We start from the raw sequence: 1750 nt of genomic DNA, 5'->3' as shown, positions 1-1750 counted from the left end.
CCGCTGACGTGGTGCGGTTGGCATGATGCCCTGGCGGGCGCACCGAGCAAAACGCCGCATCGAGGTTACCGGCCAGTATTTCATCCACCGCTAATAGCCCCGCGCCCACTGCTCGCTCAATGGCTTTTAGTGAATCGGGGCATAGCCATGTATCACCATCTAAATCGGCTAAACCGGCTTTAGGCAGCCTATTTTCAACATAATTAACCAATGATTCGTCATGCGCTAATAAATAGTGCTCGCGGCGGGCTTTAGGGGCTTGTTTTTGCTCAATCGCAATGTCTAAACCACTGGCAAGTAACCGGTCGTTAATCGCATCTAAACGCTCTGGGCACTCTGGATGATCATCAATCATTTTGTGTTTACGACAATGGGGGTGAGAGATAATCGCGGTACGCATGGCCAGCTTCCTTAACTTGCTTATGTAATGAGTATAACAAAGCCACCCTAAGGTGGCTTTGCGACTTTGGTTTAACCGTCATTGCTGCTCAGCTTAGACGCGCTATTTAGCGGTTAACTGTAAGTTTCTAAAGTCAAAACTAAAGTCGGTTACTTGCGTCGAAACGGCGCGCATCGCGGCGCTAGCCACTCTATTGTCGGTATTCATGTTAAAGCTAATAAAGGCGTCTGCTTCCAATAGTTTTTCATCCCACTGTACAATAAAGGTATTGCCGGTGTAATGCTCAAGGGTGCCTTTTAAGCGCTTGGTATGGGTAAAATCAATATGTAATTTACCGTCAAGTTGCTCAATCACCACATCACCGTACCAGTTATCATGTAACGTCCCGGTGTAGTTAATATTGGGTAGTTGCGGCTGATAATCGGCGGGTGCGGCAGGCTTGGCATTGGCGTAAGCTTGCTCTTTAGCTGCAAAGTGCTTTTTAGCTAACTCTTCCACCCAGTCTTTATCTTCTAGCTGCAGCACATCTTCAAGCACTTCGTGGGTAATCGCCGACAGCGCACTAAATGCTTGCTGGTTGCTTAAAATAACAATACCGAGGTTTTTTTCGGGTACTAAGGTAACCTGCGATACCATACCTAAAATCCCTCCACCGTGGCCGAGTTTTTTAACGCCGTGGTAATCTTCGATACTCCATCCGAGCCCATAGCCTTTAAACTGCTGACGATACGCTTGATAGGCACTACTAGAGGCCATAGACGTAATGTGTGGGTGCCACATTTGCGCCTGTTGCTGTGCACTAAACAATTGCTGGCCATTAGGCATTTTGCCCGCTGCCAACTGGGTGCGGAGCCATTGACTCATATCGCTGACACTTGAGGCTATCGCCCCTGCGCCCCTAAAGTCTTCAAGGTAATTGACAAAAAACGGATGCAGCTTGCCATCCATCGGAATATGCCCAATTGCCCAGTTATTATTGGTTTTTTCGATCCGCGAAAAACCGGCCCGTGAGTCGTGCATCTGTAACGGCTGCAAGATGTTTTTTTCTATAAAATCGTTCCAGCTAACTCCTGAAACGCGTGCCACTACTTCCCCCGCAGTGACAAACATCAGGTTGTTATAAGCGTACTGGCTGCGAAAACTACTTGCCGGTGTTAAGTACTTAAGGCCGGCTAAAATATCTGCGACTGACTTATCGGTGCTTGGCCAAATCATCAAGTCGCCTTGACCAAGTCCTAAGCCACTACGATGACTTAACAAGTCACGAATACGCATCTCGCGTGTTACATAGGCATCATATAACTGAAATTCAGGCAGATGGTCAATTACGCGGTCATCCCAGCTTAATTT

1 protein-coding gene and 1 pseudogene are annotated in these 1750 nt (G+C 47.6%); both read right to left on the bottom strand.

The annotated features are described in order from the left end of the window. Positions 1-400: pseudogene (locus tag ABYB02_RS16900) on the bottom strand (histone deacetylase family protein); the annotation flags it as partial. A gap of 102 nt (positions 401-502) precedes the next feature. Further along, on the bottom strand, positions 503-1750 hold a 1248-nt coding region (locus ABYB02_RS16895), incomplete at its 5' end, for a serine hydrolase (protein WP_372763523.1).

The organism is Pseudoalteromonas sp., from assembly GCF_041613455.1.
Taxonomy (GTDB): domain Bacteria; phylum Pseudomonadota; class Gammaproteobacteria; order Enterobacterales; family Alteromonadaceae; genus Pseudoalteromonas.
This window is presented reverse-complemented; position numbering and strand designations above follow the sequence as displayed.